The organism is Marinobacter bryozoorum (genome assembly GCF_023156245.1).
Classification (GTDB): domain Bacteria; phylum Pseudomonadota; class Gammaproteobacteria; order Pseudomonadales; family Oleiphilaceae; genus Marinobacter; species Marinobacter bryozoorum.
In genome coordinates this window covers 18,329-38,105 of sequence record NZ_JAKZAH010000010.1, presented here as the reverse complement: position 1 = coordinate 38,105, position 19,777 = coordinate 18,329, and the positions used below count along the sequence as shown (strand labels likewise).

The window sequence follows — 19,777 nt, the reverse complement described above, 5'->3', positions numbered from 1 at the left end:
GAGCTGACATGGCTTACGAAACGATTCTCACCGAGGTAAAGGGCCGGGTTGGTGTCATTACCCTGAACCGCCCCAAGGCACTGAACGCGCTCAACAGCCAGCTGATCGAAGAGCTGAACCTGGCGCTGGACGATTACGAGCGCAACCCGGATATCGGTTGTATCGTGCTGACCGGTTCCGAGAAAGCCTTCGCCGCCGGTGCCGACATCAAGGAGATGTCAGTACTGGAATATCCCCAGATCTACCTGGATGACTTCTTTGCCCAGGCCGACCGTATCGGCCAGCGGCGCAAGCCGGTGATCGCGGCCGTTGCGGGCTACGCCCTGGGTGGCGGCTGTGAGCTGGCGCTGATGTGCGACTTTATCTATGCCGGCGATAACGCCCGCTTTGGTCAGCCGGAGATCAACCTGGGTGTGCTGCCGGGCATCGGCGGTACCCAGCGCCTGACCCGGGCCCTCGGCAAGGCCAAGGCCATGGAAATGTGCCTCACTGGTCGTCAGATGGATGCGAAGGAAGCGGAAACCGCTGGCCTGGTTGCCCAGGTGTTTCCGGCGGACCAGCTGCTGGAGGAAACCCTGAAGGCTGCCAACTCCATTGCCGAAAAATCCCTGCCCAGCACCATGATGACCAAGGAAGCGATCAACCGGGTGTTTGAAACCAGCCTGGCAGAAGGTGTGCGCTTCGAGCGGCGGATCTTCCACGCCATCTTCGCAACCCATGACCAGAAAGAAGGCATGAACGCCTTTGTGGAAAAGCGCAAGCCGGACTTCAAGCATCAATAGCCTGTACAACAAAAGGCTGTGGCGAGGGCGTGATGGTCGAGCGCAATAGCTCTCGCAACAGCCACAACAAGATCGGAGGCATTACCATGAAAATCGGATTCATCGGCCTGGGCAACATGGGTGGGCCCATGGCCAGCAACCTGCTGAAGGCAGGCCACGAGCTGACGGTATTTGACCTGGTGCAGGAATCGGTCGACAAGGCGGTTTCTGAAGGCGCCACCGCCGCGGCTGACATTGCCACGGTGGCCCGCAGCGGCGCCGAGCTGATTATCACCATGCTGCCGGCGGCTCGCCATGTGAAAGGGGTTTACCTGGAAGATGACGGTTTGCTGGCCCATGTTCCCAAAGGCGTTCACCTGATCGACAGCTCCACCATTGACCCCATGACGGCCAGGGACGTTGCCGCACAGGCCACCGCCCAGGGCAATCCCATGCTGGACGCGCCGGTCTCCGGCGGTACCGGTGGCGCCCAGGCGGGCACCCTGACCTTCATGGTCGGCGGCGAAGACCAGGAGTTTGCGTTTGCCCGCCCGGTGCTGGAAAACATGGGCAAGAACATTGTTCACTGTGGCGCCGCCGGTAACGGCCAGGTGGCCAAGATGGCCAACAACATGCTGCTGGGCATCTCCATGATAGGGGCGGCAGAGGCCATGAGCCTGGGCGTTTCCATGGGGATGGACCCGGAAGTGCTGGCAGGGGTTATCAATACCTCAAGTGGCCGCTGCTGGAGTACCGATACCTATAACCCCTACCCGGGGGTAATCGAAACAGCGCCGTCCAATCGTGGCTACACCGGCGGTTTCGGCATGGACCTGATGATCAAGGACCTGGGCCTGGCCACCGAGGCCGCCAAGGCCAGTGGTCAGCCGGTGGTGATGGGGGCTCTGGCCCAGCAGCTATATCAGTCCATGAGTTTTGCCGGTAATGGGCACCTGGACTTCTCGGCCATTATCAAACGATACATGAAGGAAGAGGAATGAGTGACAATCAGCCAGAAGTGATGGTTGAGGTCAGGGGTCGTTACGGCTACCTGACCCTGAACCGGCCCAAGGGCCTGAATGCCCTGACCCTGGGCATGGTACAGACGATACACCGGCAGCTGGATGACTGGGCCGGTGACGATGCCATCGGCGCAGTGGTGTTCCTTGGCGCCGGCGACAAGGCATTCTGCGCTGGTGGCGATATCCGGGCGCTTTATGACAGCTACCAGTCCGGCGACACCCTGCACCGGGTCTTCTTCGAGGAAGAGTACTCCCTGGACCAGGCGATCCACCAGTACCCCAAGCCGGTATTGTCGGTGATGAACGGTATCGTTATGGGTGGCGGTATGGGCGTGGCCCAGGGCGCCAGCCTGCGCATCGTCAGTGACCGGGCGAAGCTGGCCATGCCCGAGACCGGTATCGGCTACTTTCCGGATGTGGGGGCGACATACTTCCTGGGCCGTCTGCCAGGCCGGCTCGGGGAATACCTGGCGGTCACCGGTACGCAACTCAATGCGGCTGATGCCATCTACGCTGGCCTCGCTGACCTGTACATACCGGAAGACCGGCTGGAAAACCTCGACACCGCGCTGGCAGCCACCGTTGCAAGCAGCGATGAAGCCTTAAAAACCGGACTGGGTGACCTGTCGGGAGACCCGGGTGAATCCCGGCTTGCCACGCTGCAACCGGCCATCGATGAGCACTTTGCCAAGGCCGATCTCATAGCGGTGCGTGACTCCCTTCGCCAGGAGCAGCGCCCGGAGTTTGCGGATTGGGCCAGGGAAACCCTGAAAGCGATCGAAGGACGCTCCCCCATCGGTATGGCCGTGGCCCTGGAGCTGGTGCGTCGCGGTCGGGACTTGTCCCTGCCGCAGGCTTTCGAGCTGGAGCTGGCGCTGGATTACCTCTGGTTCGACAAGGGCGATATCGTCGAGGGAATCCGTGCCCTGATCGTGGACAAGGACAAGTCGCCAAAATGGCGTATTGCCAGCATCGATGAACTGAGGCCGGAACAGGTTTCCGTCTTTTTCGACGAGGCCGGCCGCTAGTGGTTATGGCAGTGTCATGAAAGACCAGACCCTCCTGAACTGACGAGAACAAGACAAGAGATACCACCATGCAGGATATCGAATTCAACGAAGACCAGCGGATGATCCGCGACATGGCCCGCCAGTTTGCCCAGAGTGAACTGGCTCCCCGGGCGGCGGAGTGGGACAAGTGCGGTTACATTGATGACGCCGTGATCCGGCAGATGGGCGAACTGGGCCTGCTGGGCATGGTGGTGCCGGAGGAGTGGGGCGGCAGCTTCGTGGACTACGTCGCCTACTCCCTGGCCGTGGAAGAAGTCGCTGCAGGCTGCTGTGCCACCAGCACCCTGATGAGTGTCCACAACTCCGTGGGCTGTGCCCCGGTACTCAACTATGGCACCGAGGAGCAGAAGAAGCAGTGGCTGCCATCCCTGGCCAGCGGCCAGACCATTGGCTGCTTCTGCCTGACCGAGCCCCAGGCTGGCTCCGAGGCCCATGCCCTGAAGACCCGGGCGGAGCTGAAGGACGGCGAGTGGGTGCTCAATGGCGCCAAGCAGTTCATCACCAATGGCAAGCGGGCCGGACTTGCCGTGGTCTTTGCGGTGACCGACCCGGACCAGGGCAAGCGGGGCCTGTCTGCCTTCCTGGTACCCACCGACAACCCCGGCTTCAAAGTGGACCGGATGGAGCACAAGCTGGGTATTCGTGGCTCGGATACCTGCGCCATCACCCTGGACGACTGCCGTATTCCCGAAGCGAACCTGCTGGGGCAGCGTGGCAAGGGCCTGTCCATTGCCCTGTCCAACCTCGAAGGGGGGCGTATCGGTATCGCCGCGCAGGCAGTGGGCGTGGCCCGAGCTGCCTTTGAAGCAGCCCTCAGATACGCCCGCGAGCGGCAGCAGTTCGGCGTGCCGCTGACCGAGCACCAGAGCATCGCCAACATGCTGGCGGATATGCATACCCGCCTCAATGCAGCACGTCTGTTGGTGGTCCACGCTGCCCGCCTGAAAACCGCCGGCCAGCCCTGCCTGTCGGAGGCCTCCCAGGCCAAGCTGTTTGCCAGCGAGCTGGCAGAGGAGGTGTGCTCCCACGCCATCCAGATTCATGGAGGCTATGGTTACCTGGAAGACTATACGGTCGAGCGGTTGTACCGGGATGCCCGCATCACCCAGATCTACGAAGGTACCAGCGAGGTGCAACGCCTGCTGATTGCCCGCGAGCTCAAGAATATACTCTGACGGATTTATTGCCTGGCCTCATGGATGAGGCGGTTTTCCTGCCTTTTTCAGCCTGCCATAACGGTTCGTCCGTTCCGACGATGATTAAGCTTGCTCATCAAATGATCATGAAGTGAATGTTCGATAACCGGGCTTGCTGCATGTCTGCAGCATTGCCGTTGGCGAGGAAACTGTTCATGTCATCCAACAAAGCAGATGGGATCCCATCCCTGAAAATCGAGGAATCCGGCGGTGTCGCCCGATTGACACTGGCACGGCCAGATGCACTGAACGCCCTGGATCGTCCCCTGATTCAGGCGTTGCGAAGCTATTTCAACGAGCTTTATTACCGACGCGATATTCGAGTGGTGGTGTTGGCGGCGGAAGGTTGTGCCTTCTGCGCCGGGCTGGACCTCAAGGAGCAGGCCCAGACCCCGATCAATCCGAGGGTTGGCGGCGCACTGGATGAGCAGCGGGCTGTGCGGGACATCATGGTAGCCATGCGTCGCTGCCCGCAGCCAATTATCAGCATTGTCCAGGGCTCGGCCAGTGGTGGCGGCTTTGCCATTGCCCTGGCCAGTGATATCCGCTTGCTGACGCCCGATGCCCGCATGAATGCGGCCTTCATCAAACTGGGACTCAGTGGTTGTGATGTGGGCGTGAGCTATTTCCTGCCACGCATGGTGGGTGCGTCGGTGGCCGCAGAATACCTGCTGACCGGTCGCTTTATTGAGGCGGAGCGGGCACGGGAGCTGGGACTCACCAGCCAGGTTGCCCCCCTGGAGCAACTTCATGAACACGCGGAAGGGCTGGTTGCCGACATGCTGCGAGCCACGCCACTGGGGCTGAGGCTGACCAAGGAAGCGCTTGGGCTGGCAATCGACGCCCAGGGCCTGGATGCGGTTGTCGCCATGGAAGACCGTAACCAGATCCTGTGTGTGCAGGACGATGACTTCCGTGAGGGTGTCAGTGCCTTCCTTGAAAAACGTGAACCCCACTATGCTCCCGAAGGAGAACAATCATGAAAGCTGAAGAACTGATGTACCGCGAAGGCCTTCTCAAGGGCGAGCGCATCCTGGTGACCGGTGGCGGCACAGGCCTGGGCAAGGAAATGGCGGAGGCGTGCCTGATTCTCGGGGCACACGTCTATATTTGCGGCCGCCGTGGCAGCGTTCTGGAAGAAACTGCCAATGAATTGATGGAGCGCCACGGCGGCAAGGTGAGCCCCATTCCCTGTGATATCCGCAGCGCGGAGGCCATTGATGAAATGGTCCAGCAGATCTGGGATGACGGCGGTGCATTGACTGGCCTGGTCAACAACGCGGCCGGCAACTTCGTCAGTCGTACCGAGGACCTTTCCCACCGGGCTTTTGATGCCGTCGCCAATATCGTGTTCCGGGGCAGTTTCCTGGTCACCCAGAGCTGCGGCGAGCGCTGGCTGGCGGAGGGCAAGCCGGCATCGGTGGTGTCCATTGTAACCACCTGGGTTTGGAACGGCTCACCGTTTGTGGTGCCTTCGGCGATGTCCAAGGCCGGCATTAATGCCATGACCCAGTCACTTGCGGTAGAGTGGGGCAACCGGGGCATCCGCCTGAACGCCATCGCGCCGGGGCTGTTCCCCACCGAAGGTATGAGCAAGCGCCTGGGTCCGCTGGGCGAGATGGATCTGGGCGACAGCCCCATGGGCCGGCCTGGCCGCTATCCCGAACTGGCCAACCTGGCCGTGTTCCTGCTGGGGCCGGGTGCCGAATACGTCAACGGCCAGACCATAGCGATCGACGGTGGCCAGTACCAGGCCGACGGTGCCAACTTCTCCGCCCTGTCGGCGTGGGGCGATGACGAGTGGCGTCGCGCACGTGAAGCGATTACTGAAGTCAACAACCAGGACAAGGCCAAGCGCTCTACCTGAGCAGGCCTGCTGTTATTGAGGAAATTGCAATGTCCGAAACCGTACAGGTCATTCGTACCGAATGGGAAGGTGTGGTGGAGGTTCGCCTGAACCGCCCTGACAAGATGAACGCGCTGGACACCGGCATGTTTACCAACCTGGCCAACGTCGGCGAGGAACTGAAGAAAGACCCCACCCTGCGGGCCGTGGTGATCAGCGGTGAAGGCCGCTGCTTCTGTGCGGGCCTGGATATGGGGAACTTCTCGAAAATGGCCGAGGGTGGCGGTGCCGGTGTCGGCGGCAATGGCCTGGAGCCCCGCACCCACGGTGACTCCAACCTGGCCCAGTACGTGGCCATGGTCTGGCGGGAAATGCCGGTGCCAGTGATTGCCGCCGTGCATGGTGTGTGCTTTGGTGGTGGCCTGCAGGTTGCGCTCGGCGCCGATATCCGCTTTGCGACGCCGGACTCCCAGTGGGCAGTGATGGAAATCAAATGGGGCCTGGTGCCGGATATGGGTGGCATGGTGCTGCTTAATGAACTGGTGCGCCCCGATGTATTCCGTGAGCTGTGCTACACCGGTCGTGTGCTGACCGGCCAGGAGGCCTGGGAGCTGGGTATGGCCACTCACATCGGCGGCAACCCCAGGGAGGAAGCCCTGGCCATGGCCCAGACCATCGCCGGCAAGAGCCCGGACGCCATCCGTGCCATGAAGCGCATGCTCAACAATGCCATCACCCCGCAGGAGCACGCCGCCCGCATCCTGCTGGAAGAGTCCCGGGAGCAGGATCGTATTATCGGTAGCGCCAACCAGGTCGAGGCAATCTACGCCAACCTGGAGAAGCGGGCACCGAAGTTTGCTGATCCTGAGGTTTGAGTACCACCCGCTTCTGCTCCCCCGGAGTGAGGGGCTGAAGCGGGAATCGCTTTTCCGAACGGTGGAACCGGTCTGCCTGTGATCTTGACGATACACGGGTAAAAGGGTTTCATAAGGGCACTGGCCAGCAAGGATTCGGGCCAGTGCATCAAGGGAAGCAATCCACACAGGGACGACAGGGATGTTATACCAGGACCCCATCCGCATAGTGGGCCCGCTGGGCCGTATCTATTCGTTCACCCGGCGTTACCACGGCGACGATTTCTTCGAGGGCCCCCGCCTGGCCTTCCACCATGACCGCGCCTACGCCCGCGACCACCTGCTACGCCTGACCCGGTCAGTCACCGGCGACCCCTTCAATTACCGTCTGCTCGACGTCTGGCAACTGGTTTTCCAGAAGCCCTGGACCCGCCCGCGCAATCTCAATGAACTGGTTTCCGACCTGACGGACAAGATCCATCGGGGTGAACTGTTTGTTTATCTCGAGCCTAACCTGGAGCGGAATATTTCGGGTCTCTGAAATGACGGCCCGCCAGAAGGGGAGGCGGAGTTCTTGGATATCGGTGTCCTGAACGGACCGGGCCTCCGGATGGAACGACCCAGGGTCTCGGGCCACAGGCCGGCGAACAGGCCTCGCAGTTGGGGAGAGGACTACGCGAGTGGGCTGACGGACACCGTTTCAGCAATCTCATCGGACATTGCCGCCGAGCAGACCGAGCTGTACGACACTACATCTGGCTGGGGTAATGTCATGTACCCCGTGTTCAAACCGGTCGAAAACTTTGGAAGCTTCATAGGCAACACCGTAGGCCTGATGTCTGCGCTGTCGCCCAAGGGCATGAACCCGAAAGTCGCCGAGTACTGGCAGGGGATCGGCGAGAGTTTCCGAGCCTTGGGTAGCAAGGTGGTAGATGCGTTGGGTGGTGACGGCCGGGCTGCAGGGGAAATTACGCCGGCTCTGGCAAGCATAGTGGTCGCCAGAAAAATTCCCGATGGAATTCAGTTGCTTGACTGGACGAGAAAGAGTCCGCGAACTGGCGGTGATGCCGCGCATCATGTGTCTCGGAATCATGGATCGCTTAATCTAAATAAACCGAATCAGGGTGTATTTTATGGCAATGCAGTGGAGGTAGTTAACGATGCTTGGAGAAAAGCGAAGTCTGGTGATGTAACACCCATTACCGTAGGAAATCGTGATATCTATGTGGTTCCACGAGACAATTCGGGTTTTGCTGGAGGAGCCGGGGGCCAGTTACAAAATTTCAATCACGTGACCATTATTACCGAGAAAGGAACGAATCGGGTTGTCACTGCTTATCCATCCGGCGGCACCCCTCCGTTACCGAAAAACTATGAATTCCCGCTTTTAGGAGGTGAATAATGAGCTTAATTAGCATTGGTGAGTGCCCTGTTTGCCGCCAAGGTGAATTGATCGTTGTTAAAGATCCTGCCCGAGAGATGCTGCTAGTAATTTGTGACGATTGCGAATCCCAATGGGATTCTCCGGAAAATGCAGTAAAAGGAGGGCCTCCTTTAATGGACGAGGCTGAGTCGCTGCAAGATGCTTCTTATGGGGATTTGGAAAACGCTGGGTGGAGTGACCTGGTTGAGCATCTACAGCACGAAGAGCAAGCTAAAAGAAGCATCTTTCAATCAGGCGATCGCTGAGAGAGGAGACTGATGAATGAAGTGGTTGAGTATTTTCCGCATCCTCGGAATGAGCCTGAGCCTTCAGTTAAAAATTAGAGAATCAATGCCATGGAATGCCAAGGGTAGTGGTGGACCAGCGGCGTTTTAGACTATTGATAAAGAGCTGTAATCGCAGGAGGAAGCTCGCAGCGGCAAGTGGATGTTGGTCGAGCTGTAATTTTCTGCCAAGCCCCCGTGTTAACAAGGAGTCGGGGGGTGGCAGCAAACCAGCCTGACGATTACAACCGCTCCACCGCAATCGCCGTAGCCTCACCGCCACCAATACACAGTGACGCCACACCCCGCTTCAGGTCATAGGTCTCCAGGGCGCCCAGCAAGGTCACGATAATACGTGCCCCGGATGCTCCCAGCGGGTGACCCAGCGCGCAGGCGCCGCCGTGGACGTTGACCTTGTCATGGGGAATGTCCAGTTCCCTCATGGCGGCCAGCGGGACCACCGCGAAGGCTTCGTTGATTTCAAACAGATCCACATCCGACACATTCCAGCCAGTCTTTTCCATCAGCTGACCGATGGCGCCCACCGGTGCGGTGGTGAACCATTCCGGCGCCCGGGCGTGGCTGCTGTGGCCGCGAATGGCAGCCAGGGGTTTCAGGCCCCGTTTCTCGGCTTCCGACTGCCGCATCAGCACCAGGGCCGCGCCGCCGTCTGAAATGGAGGAAGCATTGGCCGGGGTTACGGTGCCGTCCTTGCGGAAGGCGGGTTTGAGGGTGGGGATCTTCTCGGGCCGGGCCTTGCCCGGTTGTTCGTCGGTGTCCACCGTGTCCCGGCCAGTATCCACGGCGGCAATTTCGTTGCGGAAATGCCCCTTCTCGATGGCCTTCAGGGCCCGGTCCAGGGAGGCCAGGGCGTACTCATCCTGCTGCTCCCGGGTGAAGCTGTAGTGGTCTGCGCAGGACTCGGCGAAGGTGCCCATCAGCCGGCCCTTCTCGTAGGCGTCTTCCAGTCCGTCGAAGAACATGTGGTCCAGCATCTCGGCGTGGCCGAGACGCGCACCGTTGCGCATCTTCGGTACCAGGTAGGGCGCATTGGTCATGCTTTCCATGCCGCCGGCCGCGATGATATTGGCGCTGCCCACGGTAATCAGGTCATGGGCCAGCATGGCCGCCTTCATGCCGGAGCCGCACACCTTGCTGATGGTGGTGCAGGGCGTCGACAGGTCCAGCCCGGCGCCCAGGGCCGCCTGGCGTGCCGGCGCCTGGCCCAGGCCGGCGGGCAGCACGTTGCCCATCATCACTTCACTTACGTCCTTGCTACCCAGGGACGAGCGTTCGATGGCGGCCTTCAGGGCCGCTGCGCCCAGGTCCGTGCCGGACAGGCTTTTCAGGTCGCCCTGGAAGCCCCCCATGGGGGTGCGGGCCATGCTGGTAATTACAATGGGATCGTTGGTCACGGCGTCTTACCTTTGGTGTTCGAAGTCTGATTGCAGAATATCGGCTTTGTCGGTTTTCGGTCCACAGGACTGGTCAACGCGGGCCTTGGTCGCCCGACAACAACTCAGCCCCCCGGCGCCCAAGGGCAACGGCGAGGGCGCCGACGGTGGCAGCATTCTCAGAGGCGGCGTTACCGGACTCGGCGCGCTTGGCGATGCCCTGGAAAATCACGGCCCAGCGGAACAGGGCGAAGGCATGGTGGAAGGTGGTCAGTCCGTTACTGAACCCGGCCGCCTCCAGGTAGGCTTCTTCAAATTGCTGGCGTTCGGGAATGCCTAGGGCCTTCAGGTCGGCGCCCATCAGGCCGCCGTACTCTTGCGGTGTGATGTGCCACATGGCGGTGGCATGGGCCAGGTCTGCCAGTGGGTGGCCCAGGGTGGACAGCTCCCAGTCCAGCACACCGACGATACGGGGCTCGCTGGGGTGCAGCATCAGGTTGCCAATGCGGTAGTCACCGTGGACCAGGGTGGAGGTCTCATCGCCGTCATCATTTTCTGCCAGCCACTTTGCCAGCTGGTCAATTTCGGGGATTTCCCGGGTCTTGGACAGCTCCCACTGCTTGGTCCAGCGGTGGATCTGGCGAGAGAAGAAAGGTCCGGTGCGGCCATAATCCTCCAGGCCTTTTTCCGCCAGGTTTACCCGGTGCAAATTTGCCAGCACCTGGGCCTTGTGCCTGTAGATAGCTGTCCGGGCCTCGGGATCATGGTCGGGCAGGGTGCTTTCATGGAACACCTGACCATCCAGGCGCTGCATCAGGTAGAAGGGAGCGCCCAGCACGGCCTTGTTTTCTTCCAGGCGCACCATGTCAGGTACTGGTACCCCGGAGCCGGACAGGGCATCCATGATGCGGTATTCCCGGTCGACCCGGTGAGCGCCGGGCAGCAGTTCGCCATTGGGTGCCTTGCGCAGAACCAGCCTGCGCTCCCCAACGGTCACGAAATACGTGGGGTTTGACTGACCGCCCGAGATAGGCGTGATCTCAACCTGCCCGGCATCCAGCGGGGCCATGTCCGGGTACTGTTTGCCCAGGTAGGCGACCAGGGCGGCTGGTTCAAAATCCGTTCTGCGGTCAGATTGGCTGGCTTGCGTGTTACTGCTGTCACTCATTGGCGAGGCCCTTGTGGTGCGGCTGTCGGCTTTGCCCCCCAACCCGCATACACATTGCTGCGGGAGGGGGCTGGGACGTCTGACGATTGGTTTCCGGGATCAAGTCGACAATAGGCCACCCTGTCTGCCCCCTGATCGTCGTAATGGACGATTTTGCCGTCCTTATGCTTTTCAGTGTCAAAGGCACCGTCAAAATGAGTGTTCCTGAAATATCGTCGGAATGGACGATTTTTTCCGACAGGCGCCCGCGCAATCTAGCGAATAGATAAAAACAACAACCAAATGACCCGCTCCTGGTATTGATCCGCCCGGCCATATATCCGGAATGTGGATGCGGGTCAGTACACGGAGGCGTTGTGAACATACTGGAAATCAGCCAGCTGTCGCTGTCATTTGGTGGCGTGCATGCCTTGCAGGATGTCAGCTTCCATGTGCCGAAAGACACCATCACGACCGTGATCGGGCCTAACGGTGCTGGCAAGACCTCGCTGTTCAATTGCATCTCTGGCTTCTATAAACCCCAGCAGGGTGAAATCCGCTACCAGGGTGAGGCCCTCAAGGGGATCAAGCCCCCGAAGCGGGCGGCCCTCGGGCTGGCTCGTACCTTTCAGAATATCGCCCTGTTCCGGGGCATGACGGTGCTGGACAACATCAAGCTCGGTGCCCATGTTCATATGAAAACCGGCCTGCTTGGCTCCCTGTCCTATTATGGCCGTGCCCGCCGTGAGGAGATGGAAATCCGCGAAGAAGTGGAGCGGCGCATCATCGACTTCCTGGAGATAGACCACATCCGTCAGCAACCGGTAGCCAGCCTTCCCTATGGCCTGCAGAAGCGCGTAGAGCTGGCGCGGGCCCTGGCCATGCGGCCGAAGGTGCTGATGCTGGATGAGCCGGTCGCAGGCATGAACCGGGAAGAGAAAGAGGACATGGCCCGCTTTATCCTGGATATCCGGGAAGAGTGGGACGTTACCGTGCTGATGGTGGAGCACGATATGGGCATGGTGATGGACATTTCAGACCACATTGCCGTGCTCAACTTCGGGCAGGTCATTGCCGAGGGTGAGCCACACGATGTCCAGCAGAACCCCGAGGTGATCAAGGCTTACCTGGGCAACAGCGATATCGATGATCTGCGCAAGCGGCTCAACCCGGACCAGGAGGCTGCCTGATGGACTGGTTGTTCTTTGGTGAAATCAGTCTTGCCGGCCTTGCCATGGGCGGGCTCTATGCCCTGATCGCCCTGGGCTTCGTGATCATCTACAAGGCCACGAGGGTTATCAACTTCGCCATTGGCGAGATCATGATGTTTGCCGCCTACCTGTTCCTGGCCTTTGCCGGTGGTATGGAAATGTCCCCCTGGGTGGCGGTGCCACTGGCGGTCCTTGGCGGTGCGTTGCTCGGCGGTGTGATCGAGAAAACCATGATCCGGCCCATGCTGGGGGAGTCGCCCATTTCCGTGGTGATGGTGACCATCGGTATCGCCAGTATCCTGGTGGGGCTGGTGGAACTGATCTGGACAGCTGACCCCCAGCTGCTGCCGAGTTTCCTGCCTCGTACGCCGGTATTCATCGGGGAGATGTACCTGGCGCCGAAGATCGCCTACGGCTTCCTGATCGGCATGGCCATGTTGATCCTTTACCTGCTGTATTTCCGCTTTTCCCGCGGCGGCGTGGCTCTCCGGGCTACAGCCTCGGACCAGGCAGCGGCCTATTCCATGGGTATCAACGTGCGTCGGGTATTCAACCTGGCCTGGGTGTTCGGTTCACTGGCGGCTTCCCTGGCGGGCATACTGGTGGCGGCTACCGGCGGTCTGAGTCCGCAGTTCGGCATTATCGGCCTGAGTGTGCTGGTCGTGGTCATCGTCGGCGGGCTGGACAGCATCCTCGGCGCCCTTGTCGCCGGGGTATTTATCGGCTGGCTGGAAACCGTGGCCGGCGCCTACCTGGGCGGGGAGTACCGCATGCCGGCCACCTTTGCCGTGCTGGCAGTCATTCTGGTGTTCAAGCCCTACGGCTTGTTTGGCACCCATGAGATAGAGCGGGTATAAAATGAGAATCGGCGACGCCAAACAGACGTACCTGGCCGATGAGGCCATCTGGACCAGCAGCACCCAGAAGATCTGGTTTGCCTTGCTGCTGGCAGCCTTGCTGGCCTTCCCGTTCATGGCCAGTTCCTACCTTCTGTATCTCGGGTGCCTGGTCGGCATCGCGGTGATCAGTACCACCGGCCTGAACATCCTGACCGGTTACACCGGGCTGATTTCCCTCGGGCAGGCCGGCTTCATGGGGGTGGGCGCCTATACCGTGGCCTGGTTGTCCCTGAATACCGGGTTGCCTTTCCCTGTCACGCTGCTGCTGGCGGGGCTGGTGGCCGCAGCCGTGGGCGTACTTGTGGGCCTGCCATCCCTGCGAGTGAAAGGTTTGTACCTGGCCATTGCCACCCTCGCGGCGAGCGTGTTCCTGCACTTCATCTTTGCAGAATGGGAACCGGTGACCGGCGGTATGGAAGGTCTGAGCCTGCAACCCGCCCACCTGTTCGGGCTGGAATTCCGCAGTGACTTTGCTATGTACTTCATTATCGTGCCGCTGGCCATACTGGCTCTGCTCGCTGCCAAGAACCTGTTCCGCACACGGGTAGGCCGGGCGTTCATCGCCATCCGTGACCGGGACATTTCGGCAGAAATCCTGGGTATCCCCCTGCTGAAGTACAAATTGATGTCCTTTGCCCTGAGCTCTTTCTATGCGGGGGTTGCCGGCGGCCTGTTCGCTTACTTCTACCGGGTGGTGACCCCGGAGAGCTTCCCGCTGTCCATGTCCATTTTCTACCTGGCGGCGGTGATCGTCGGCGGTATGGGTAACCTGCTGGGGGGTATCCTGGGCGCGGCCTTCATGACCCTGGTGCCGGAAGCGCTGAAACTGCTGACGGCGGTAATGACGCCCATCTGGCCCAATGCGCCGGTATTCATGTCGCCCATGCTGGAGATCATTTTCGGTGCCCTGATTGTGGGCTTCCTGATATTCGAACCCCACGGGCTGGCGGAGATCTGGCGGCGCATACGTCGCTTCTTCCACCTGTGGCCATTCCGTAGCTGAACACTGCTGCGGTCCATTAAGACCCGATAACACCAACAACAAGAAGCTAGGAGAAGACCCCATGTTCAACCAACTGATGCAAAAGGGTCGCCGGCTGGCCGGTATCGGCAGCGTGGTGGCCGCCCTGGGACTGGCCGCACCGGTCATGGCCCAGGACAAGGATCCCATCGTATTCGGCGGCTCCATCCCGCTGTCCGGGGTGTTTGCCTTTGCCGGTATTCACCTCCATGCCGGCCTGACGGACTATACAAACTGGCTCAATGATCAGGGCGGGATAAACGGTCACCCGGTGGAATACATCATGGAAGATACTGCCTATGAGGTGGATCGTTCCGTGGCGGCTTTCAAGAAGATTTCCGGTAACGAGAACCTGGCCACCTACTACGGTGACAGTACCGGTTTCATGAAGGCGATTGCCTCTGAAGTCAACGAAATGAACTCCGTTCTCATGAGCGGTGCCTCTTTCGCCACGGCACTGACCAATAACGAAACCTATCCGTACCAGTTTATCCCCGGCCCCAACTACACGCAGATGTTCGGCATTATCCTGGAATACATTGCCAGCCAGGGTGAAGACGGTGATATGCCCACGGTGGCCTTTGTCTACAGCGATACCGAATTCGGCAAGGACCCCATCGAGAACGGCAAGGCGCGGGCCGCAGAGCTGGGTATCGAGGTTGTCGAGGAAATCGTCACCAAGCCCGGCAGCGTGGATGTATCCGCCGAAGTGCTGAAAATGCGCCGTGCCCGCCCGGACTACGTGGTATTCCACGGCTATATCCTGTCGCCGATCAACGAGTTCATGGTGCAGATGCGCCAGATGGGCCTGGACACCCAGTTCATGGGTACCTTCTGGTCTTCTGACAAGCTGATCATCGACAAAATGGGTGAGGACGCCGACGGCTACATGGGCGTTATGCCCTACAACTACTACGACAGTGAAGAAAGCGGACCCATGCTGGACGCACTGCGGGCCCAGGCCGAGAAGAGCGACCCGGAGGCTGGCTATCGTCCGACCGGTTACATGCAGGGCTGGTTCAACGCCATGGTATGGACCGAGGTGGTCAAGCGTACCCTGGACGCCGGCAAGGAGCTGACCGGTGAGAACATGGCCGAAGCCCTGGCTTCCATCGAGGACTGGGACACCGGCGGCATCATCGGTATCCCGGTGACTGTGAAGGACATGTCGTTCCCGGTTGGCCGTATCTGGCGTGTGAATGCCAGCGAAGGTCGCTACGAGCCGGTATCTGACTGGATTCACCTCGACTGAGGCCACTATGGACGCCGTTCTGGAAGTTGACAACATCGAGGTGGTCTATAACAAGACGGTGCAGGTCCTCCGGGGCCTGTCCCTGAGGGTTCCCCGCGGTGCCATCGTGGCGCTGCTGGGATCCAACGGGGCCGGAAAGTCCACCACCCTGAAGAGTGTTTCCGGTCTGCTGTCCCTGGAGGACGGTGAGGTTACTGCCGGGGATATCCGCTTCAATGGTCAGAGCCTCAAGAACCGGCCACCGGAGAAGTTGGTGCGGGACGGGCTGTTCCACGTTATGGAAGGCCGCCGGGTATTCGAAGACCTGACCGTTGAAGAGAACCTGGTGGCGGCCACCTATGCCCTGACCGGTCGCGGCCAGGGTACGGGTGGGGGGCAGGACATGGTCTATGACTACTTTCCCCGTCTGAAGGAACGCCGGCGTCAGCTGGCGGGCTATCTGTCCGGTGGTGAGCAGCAGATGCTTGCCCTGGGCAGGGCGCTCATCGCACAGCCTGAGCTGATCATGCTGGACGAGCCATCCCTTGGCCTGGCGCCCCTGTTGGTGGAAGAAATCTTCGAAATCGTCGCCCGTATCAACCGGGAGCAGGGCACTGCCATTCTGCTGGTGGAGCAGAACGCGGCGGTGTCACTGGCCATAGCCTCCTACGGCTACATAATGGAGAACGGCAAGATTGTGATTGACGGGCCGGCGGACAAACTTACCGACAACGAAGATGTTCGGGAGTTCTACCTGGGCGTTGGCGGCAACGAGGGCGAAGCCCGCAGTTACCGGGATATCAAGCACTACAAGCGTCGCAAACGGTGGCTTTCATGACAGCACCTGCATTACCTGAACTGACCCTGCCGCAGATGCTGCGGGAGCATGCCCGCCAGCGGCCCCATGACCTGGCCCTGCGTCAGAAGGACTTTGGCATCTGGCAGGCCATTGACTGGCAGACCTACTATCGCCGGGCCTGGCAATTTGGCCTGGGGCTCAGGGTCCTGGGACTGGAACCCGGCGGCCATGTAGCCATCATTTCCGAAAACCGTGAAGAATGGGTCATCGCCCAGATGGGCATTGGCCTGGTACAGGGCATCTGTGTCGGGGTCTACCCCACCAGCCCCTGGAGCGAGGTGGCCTATGTGCTGGAGCACAGCGACTCCACCATGGTGATCTGCGAGGACCAGGAACAGACCGACAAGATCCTGGAAGCCTGGCCCCAGTTGCCTCACCTCAAGCACAACATTGTTATTGATATGAAGGGCCTGCGCCACTACCCGGACCCGCCTACGCCCTTCGGGGATGTGGAGGCCATGGGCGCTGCCTACGAACAGGATCATCCGGGCATCGTTGACCAGCTGCTCGATGGGCAGTCCATGGATGAGACCGCGTTGATGATCTACACCTCAGGTTCTACCGGCCGGCCCAAGGGCGCCATGATTTCCTGGCGTAACCTGCATGCAGCCGCGCCGGGACTGATCGAGCTGCTGGATATCGGCGAGCACGATACCAGCCTTTCCTACCTGCCCCTGTGCCACGTTGCGGAGCAGGCCTTCACCAATATCGGGCCGCTGTACGTTGGCAGCACCGTGAGCTTCGGCGAGAGCCTGCGCACCGTGCAGGAGGACCTGCGGGAGATCGCGCCGACGTTTTTCCTCGGCGTGCCCCGGATCTGGGAAAAGCTACACTCGTCCATTTATATCAAGATCCAGGAAACCGGGCGCCTGCGCCGGTCCCTGTTCAACCGGGCGATGGCTGCCTGCGCGCCCCTGGCCACCAAGCCGAAGGCGCAATGGAGCCTGTCAGACAAGGCCCGCTATGGCCTCTGGTACTGGCTGGTATTCCGGGCATTGCAGAACTATGTCGGCTTGCGGCGATGCCACATCGCCATGACCGGCGCCGCGCCCATATCGTCTGGCATTCTGGAGTTCTTCCGCACCATCGGCGTGCCCCTGGCGGAAGTCTATGGCCAGACCGAAAGCACCGGGGTCGCGACCGCCCAGCCCGTTGACGATATTCAGCTGGGAACCGTCGGCAAGGCAGTAAAGGGCGTCGAGGTGAAGCTCGGCGACTTCAACGAGATCCTGCTGCGCGGCGGCAGTATGTTCCAGGGTTACTACAAGAACGACGAAGCCACCGCGACGACCCTGAAAGATGGCTGGCTGCACACCGGCGACGTCGGGGAATGGCAGGGCGAGCACCTGCGCATCGTGGATCGCCTGAAGGACATCATGATCACCGCCGGGGGCAAGAACCTGTCACCCACGGAGATCGAGAACACCATCAAGGCGAGTCCCTATATCAAGGAATGCATTGTCATTGGTGAAGCCCGCAAGTATGTGTCTGCGCTGATCCAGATCGACTTCGAAACCGTGGCCAAGTGGGCCGAGCAGGAGCGGGTAGCCTACACCACGTTCCGCAGCCTGTCGGAACATGAACAGGTCAATGCGCTGATCCAGCAGGAAGTCAACAAGGGCAACGACCAGTTACCCCAGGTGGCGCAGATCAAGCGCTTCTCGCTGCTGACCAAGGAACTGGACCACGACGACGATGAAGTAACGGCCACCATGAAGGTGCGGCGCAGCAAGATCTACGAGAAGTACACGGAGGTTATTGAGTCGCTTTACGCTTAAGGACTGGTTAGCCACGGAATCCACGGAAGAACACGGAAAAAACGAAAAGCGCTCTTCCTTAGCCACGAAAAAATCGGCCATTAAATGGTTGAGCGCGAACAGCGATATGTGTCTTCGTAGTTTCGTCTTTTCCTTCCGTGTTCTTCCGTGGATTCCGTGGCAAAAATCTTTACCCTTCTATCCGCTCCTTCAACCCGGCCTTCACCAGCTTGCCATTGGCATTGCGAGGCAAAGGCTCGTCCTGGATGGTCACGTAGTCCGGTGTCTTGTAGTCCGCCAGGTTCTCCCGGCAGAACTGGCGGATATCGTCTTCGCTCAGTTCCTGGCCGTCCACCTGGGTGACGAATACATGGATCTTCTCCCCCAGTACCTCGTCCGGGTGGGGAATCACCGCGCACTCCACTACTGCCGGGTGGCCGGTAATCAGGTTCTCCAGTTCCACGCTGTAGATGTTGTAGCCACCCCGGTTGATCATGTCCTTCTTGCGGTCGAATATCCGCACAAAGCCCTGCTCGTCCATGGAGCCGATATCCCCGGACTTCCAGTGGCCGGCGGTGAACTCCCGGGCGTTGGCTTCCGGGTTGTTCCAGTAACCCGGTGACACCATGGGGCCACTGATCCACAGCTCGCCGGATTCCCCCGGGGCCACTTCGCGGCCGTGGTCGTCCATGATGCGGATATCACCGCAGGGCACAGGCTGCCCCACGCTGTCAGCATGCTCGCCGGCGTCGCCCAGGGGCAGGCAGGTGGACGGGGAGGTGGTCTCGGTGGCGCCGTAGGCGTTGATCAGCTCCAGGTCCGGCAGCTGCTCCCGTAATTGCGCAATGGTGCTTTCCGGCATGGGCGCGCCACCGAAGCCGCCGATGCGGAAGGCGCTCAGGTCATGGTCACGGAAGTTGGTGCGCAACAGGCACAGGTTATACATGGCCGGCACCATGATGGTGTGGGTCACTTTCTCCCTTGCCAACAACTTCACCGCTTCCACCGCATCAAAGGCCGGGATGACCACGATGGCGCCGGCCACATGGGTCATGGTCAGCAAATTGGCCACCAGCCCGGTGACGTGGCTGCCCGGTGCTACCAGCAAACTACGCTCGCCGTCTCCCAGCGCCATGGTGTGCTGGAAGTGCATCACCGAGTGGATGATGTTGAGGTGAGTGAGAATCACGCCCTTGGGCTTGCCGGTGGTACCGGAGGTGTACAGGACGACAGCCGGATCTTCCTCCCTGATTCCCGGCAGGGGGAGGTCAGTGCGGGCGCCTTTCAGCAGGTTGTCGAAGGGCTCGCTGTGCTCGTCGCTGCCGCCGATGGCAAAGCGGTGCCTCAGGCCGGGCAGTTCATCGGGGGTGGGCAGTTTGCTGCCCTGGTCGCTGGCAAAGACAACCGCCCTGGCGTCGGAATGCTCCAGCATATAACGCAGGCCGGGCCCCTGTTCACGAATGTTCAGGGGCATGACGATGGCACCTGCGCGCAGAACACCCAGTACCGTCAGTACCAGTTCGGCACTGTTGCCGATCAGCAGGCCAACCCGGTCCCCGGGCTCGACACCCCGGTGCCAGAGCTGGGCAGCCATGGCCTCGGCGCGGTCGGCCACCTGCCGGTAGCTGAGTCGCTGGCCTTCGCAGACGATGCAGTCCGCTTCCGGTGCCCGCTCAACCGAGGCCAGGAACGAGTCCAGCACGCTGGCCGGGCGTTCCTGGTAGCAGCGTACAACGCGGTCACCGAAATGGTGTTCATGGCGGGTGGCAAAGTTCGGTGTGGTACTCATCGGGTTAAACTCC

19 protein-coding genes are annotated in these 19,777 nt (G+C 60.4%); 16 read left to right on the top strand and 3 right to left on the bottom strand.

The features are described from left to right. The first annotated feature begins 8 nt into the window (after positions 1 to 8). From MLC59_RS07860 to MLC59_RS07815, 10 genes are all read left to right on the top strand, one after another. On the top strand, positions 9 to 782 hold the full coding sequence (locus MLC59_RS07860) for an enoyl-CoA hydratase (protein ID WP_248233101.1): 774 nt from the start codon (positions 9 to 11) through the stop codon (positions 780 to 782). An 86-nt stretch (positions 783 to 868) separates the two neighbouring features. Next, positions 869 to 1,762: a 3-hydroxyisobutyrate dehydrogenase gene (gene mmsB, locus MLC59_RS07855; protein ID WP_248233099.1), complete on the top strand. Its 894-nt coding sequence runs from the start codon at positions 869 to 871 to the stop codon at positions 1,760 to 1,762. After that, positions 1,759 to 2,811, top strand: a complete 1,053-nt coding sequence (locus tag MLC59_RS07850) for an enoyl-CoA hydratase/isomerase family protein (protein WP_248233097.1) — start codon at positions 1,759 to 1,761, stop codon at positions 2,809 to 2,811. The genes mmsB and MLC59_RS07850 overlap by 4 nt, the downstream gene beginning before the upstream one ends. A 68-nt stretch (positions 2,812 to 2,879) precedes the next feature. Further along, positions 2,880 to 4,028, top strand: a complete 1,149-nt coding sequence (locus MLC59_RS07845) for an acyl-CoA dehydrogenase (RefSeq protein ID WP_248233093.1) — start codon at positions 2,880 to 2,882, stop codon at positions 4,026 to 4,028. Between the two features lie 176 nt (positions 4,029 to 4,204). Then, the gene (locus MLC59_RS07840) at positions 4,205 to 5,032 is read left to right on the top strand and encodes an enoyl-CoA hydratase/isomerase family protein (RefSeq protein WP_248233092.1); all 828 of its coding nucleotides are present in this window, start codon (positions 4,205 to 4,207) and stop codon (positions 5,030 to 5,032) included. Further along, positions 5,029 to 5,916 carry an SDR family oxidoreductase gene (locus MLC59_RS07835; protein WP_248233089.1) on the top strand — a complete coding sequence of 296 codons (888 nt, stop codon included), beginning with the start codon at positions 5,029 to 5,031 and terminating at the stop codon, positions 5,914 to 5,916. Before MLC59_RS07840 ends, MLC59_RS07835 begins: the two co-directional genes overlap by 4 nt. A gap of 29 nt (positions 5,917 to 5,945) precedes the next feature. Continuing rightward, the gene (locus tag MLC59_RS07830; protein WP_248233087.1) at positions 5,946 to 6,770 is read left to right on the top strand and encodes a crotonase/enoyl-CoA hydratase family protein; all 825 of its coding nucleotides are present in this window, start codon (positions 5,946 to 5,948) and stop codon (positions 6,768 to 6,770) included. Positions 6,771 to 6,951: 181 nt separating this feature from the next. Next, positions 6,952 to 7,290, top strand: a complete 339-nt coding sequence (locus MLC59_RS07825) for a hypothetical protein (RefSeq protein ID WP_248233085.1) — start codon at positions 6,952 to 6,954, stop codon at positions 7,288 to 7,290. A 231-nt stretch (positions 7,291 to 7,521) separates the two neighbouring features. Further along, entirely contained in the window at positions 7,522 to 8,151 is a 630-nt protein-coding gene (locus MLC59_RS07820) for a hypothetical protein (protein ID WP_248233083.1), read from the top strand. Further along, positions 8,151 to 8,438, top strand: a complete 288-nt coding sequence (locus MLC59_RS07815; protein WP_248233081.1) for a hypothetical protein — start codon at positions 8,151 to 8,153, stop codon at positions 8,436 to 8,438. Before MLC59_RS07820 ends, MLC59_RS07815 begins: the two co-directional genes overlap by 1 nt. Before the next feature lie 260 nt (positions 8,439 to 8,698). On the opposite strand, the gene MLC59_RS07810 is transcribed toward MLC59_RS07815, so the two are convergent. Together MLC59_RS07810 and MLC59_RS07805 are read right to left on the bottom strand one after the other, a co-directional pair. Beyond that, positions 8,699 to 9,871 (bottom strand): acetyl-CoA C-acyltransferase, encoded by a 1,173-nt coding sequence (locus tag MLC59_RS07810; protein WP_345799757.1) that lies wholly within the window; start codon positions 9,869 to 9,871, stop codon positions 8,699 to 8,701. A gap of 73 nt (positions 9,872 to 9,944) precedes the next feature. Further along, positions 9,945 to 11,018, bottom strand: a complete 1,074-nt coding sequence (locus MLC59_RS07805; protein WP_248233076.1) for a phosphotransferase family protein — start codon at positions 11,016 to 11,018, stop codon at positions 9,945 to 9,947. Between the two features lie 356 nt (positions 11,019 to 11,374). Between MLC59_RS07805 and MLC59_RS07800 the strand changes: the two genes are divergently transcribed. The 6 genes from MLC59_RS07800 to MLC59_RS07775 all read left to right on the top strand — a co-directional run bounded on the left by MLC59_RS07800 (position 11,375) and on the right by MLC59_RS07775 (position 17,996). Continuing rightward, positions 11,375 to 12,187, top strand: coding sequence for an ABC transporter ATP-binding protein (locus MLC59_RS07800; protein ID WP_248233074.1), 813 nt, complete (start codon positions 11,375 to 11,377; stop codon positions 12,185 to 12,187). Beyond that, complete coding sequence (locus tag MLC59_RS07795) at positions 12,187 to 13,065, top strand: branched-chain amino acid ABC transporter permease (RefSeq protein ID WP_248233072.1); 879 nt, start codon at positions 12,187 to 12,189, stop codon at positions 13,063 to 13,065. The genes MLC59_RS07800 and MLC59_RS07795 overlap by 1 nt, the downstream gene beginning before the upstream one ends. Position 13,066: 1 nt before the next feature. Beyond that, positions 13,067 to 14,110: a branched-chain amino acid ABC transporter permease gene (locus tag MLC59_RS07790; RefSeq protein ID WP_248233070.1), complete on the top strand. Its 1,044-nt coding sequence runs from the start codon at positions 13,067 to 13,069 to the stop codon at positions 14,108 to 14,110. 61 nt (positions 14,111 to 14,171) lie between these two features. Beyond that, positions 14,172 to 15,380, top strand: coding sequence for an ABC transporter substrate-binding protein (locus tag MLC59_RS07785; RefSeq protein WP_248233068.1), 1,209 nt, complete (start codon positions 14,172 to 14,174; stop codon positions 15,378 to 15,380). 7 nt (positions 15,381 to 15,387) lie between these two features. Then, positions 15,388 to 16,197 carry an ABC transporter ATP-binding protein gene (locus MLC59_RS07780; RefSeq protein ID WP_248233066.1) on the top strand — a complete coding sequence of 270 codons (810 nt, stop codon included), beginning with the start codon at positions 15,388 to 15,390 and terminating at the stop codon, positions 16,195 to 16,197. Further along, positions 16,194 to 17,996 carry an AMP-dependent synthetase/ligase gene (locus MLC59_RS07775; protein WP_248233064.1) on the top strand — a complete coding sequence of 601 codons (1,803 nt, stop codon included), beginning with the start codon at positions 16,194 to 16,196 and terminating at the stop codon, positions 17,994 to 17,996. Before MLC59_RS07780 ends, MLC59_RS07775 begins: the two co-directional genes overlap by 4 nt. Before the next feature lie 169 nt (positions 17,997 to 18,165). Here MLC59_RS07775 and MLC59_RS07770 read toward each other — a convergent pair whose 3' ends face one another. After that, complete coding sequence (locus tag MLC59_RS07770; protein ID WP_248233062.1) at positions 18,166 to 19,764, bottom strand: class I adenylate-forming enzyme family protein; 1,599 nt, start codon at positions 19,762 to 19,764, stop codon at positions 18,166 to 18,168. Positions 19,765 to 19,777: the final 13 nt, after the last annotated feature.

What these genes read in the sequence shown, in the direction of transcription:
- MLC59_RS07860 (WP_248233101.1), top strand. Translation starts at nt 9, where the DNA reads ATGGCTTACGAAACGATTCTCACCGAGGTAAAGGGCCGGGTTGGTGTC.
- mmsB (WP_248233099.1), top strand. Translation starts at nt 869, where the DNA reads ATGAAAATCGGATTCATCGGCCTGGGCAACATGGGTGGGCCCATGGCC.
- MLC59_RS07850 (WP_248233097.1), top strand. Translation starts at nt 1,759, where the DNA reads ATGAGTGACAATCAGCCAGAAGTGATGGTTGAGGTCAGGGGTCGTTAC.
- MLC59_RS07845 (WP_248233093.1), top strand. Translation starts at nt 2,880, where the DNA reads ATGCAGGATATCGAATTCAACGAAGACCAGCGGATGATCCGCGACATG.
- MLC59_RS07840 (WP_248233092.1), top strand. Translation starts at nt 4,205, where the DNA reads ATGTCATCCAACAAAGCAGATGGGATCCCATCCCTGAAAATCGAGGAA.
- MLC59_RS07835 (WP_248233089.1), top strand. Translation starts at nt 5,029, where the DNA reads ATGAAAGCTGAAGAACTGATGTACCGCGAAGGCCTTCTCAAGGGCGAG.
- MLC59_RS07830 (WP_248233087.1), top strand. Translation starts at nt 5,946, where the DNA reads ATGTCCGAAACCGTACAGGTCATTCGTACCGAATGGGAAGGTGTGGTG.
- MLC59_RS07825 (WP_248233085.1), top strand. Translation starts at nt 6,952, where the DNA reads ATGTTATACCAGGACCCCATCCGCATAGTGGGCCCGCTGGGCCGTATC.
- MLC59_RS07820 (WP_248233083.1), top strand. Translation starts at nt 7,522, where the DNA reads ATGTACCCCGTGTTCAAACCGGTCGAAAACTTTGGAAGCTTCATAGGC.
- MLC59_RS07815 (WP_248233081.1), top strand. Translation starts at nt 8,151, where the DNA reads ATGAGCTTAATTAGCATTGGTGAGTGCCCTGTTTGCCGCCAAGGTGAA.
- MLC59_RS07805 (WP_248233076.1), bottom strand. Translation starts at nt 11,018, where the DNA reads ATGAGTGACAGCAGTAACACGCAAGCCAGCCAATCTGACCGCAGAACG.
- MLC59_RS07795 (WP_248233072.1), top strand. Translation starts at nt 12,187, where the DNA reads ATGGACTGGTTGTTCTTTGGTGAAATCAGTCTTGCCGGCCTTGCCATG.
- MLC59_RS07790 (WP_248233070.1), top strand. Translation starts at nt 13,067, where the DNA reads ATGAGAATCGGCGACGCCAAACAGACGTACCTGGCCGATGAGGCCATC.
- MLC59_RS07785 (WP_248233068.1), top strand. Translation starts at nt 14,172, where the DNA reads ATGTTCAACCAACTGATGCAAAAGGGTCGCCGGCTGGCCGGTATCGGC.
- MLC59_RS07780 (WP_248233066.1), top strand. Translation starts at nt 15,388, where the DNA reads ATGGACGCCGTTCTGGAAGTTGACAACATCGAGGTGGTCTATAACAAG.
- MLC59_RS07775 (WP_248233064.1), top strand. Translation starts at nt 16,194, where the DNA reads ATGACAGCACCTGCATTACCTGAACTGACCCTGCCGCAGATGCTGCGG.
- MLC59_RS07770 (WP_248233062.1), bottom strand. Translation starts at nt 19,764, where the DNA reads ATGAGTACCACACCGAACTTTGCCACCCGCCATGAACACCATTTCGGT.